Origin of the sequence: Thauera phenylacetica B4P (genome assembly GCF_000310225.1) — a bacterium.
Taxonomy (GTDB): domain Bacteria; phylum Pseudomonadota; class Gammaproteobacteria; order Burkholderiales; family Rhodocyclaceae; genus Thauera; species Thauera phenylacetica.
The window spans coordinates 1-248 of record NZ_AMXF01000658.1 but is presented as its reverse complement, the minus strand read 5'-3'; the positions used below and the strand labels follow the sequence as shown (position 1 = coordinate 248).

1 rRNA gene is annotated in these 248 nt (G+C 51.6%); it reads right to left on the bottom strand.

From position 1 onward, the window contains the following. Positions 1 to 117: ribosomal RNA gene (locus C667_RS24160) — 16S ribosomal RNA — on the bottom strand; the annotation flags it as partial. Positions 118 to 248 lie beyond the last annotated feature (131 nt).

Genomic DNA, 248 nt, shown 5'->3' with positions numbered 1-248 from the left:
GCATTACTCACCCGTTCGCCACTCGCCGGCAGGCCGAAGCCCCCGCTGCCGTTCGACTTGCATGTGTAAAGCATGCCGCCAGCGTTCAATCTGAGCCAGGATCAAACTCTTAAGTTCAATCCAGCAAAGTACTCAAATAACTGACTTTCATCAGCATGAGCACCAATCATTGCGATACTTCCGCGACCGAAGTCGCCGACCGCAACAACCAAGCACCCACACTTATCGGTTGTCCAAGTTTTTAAAGA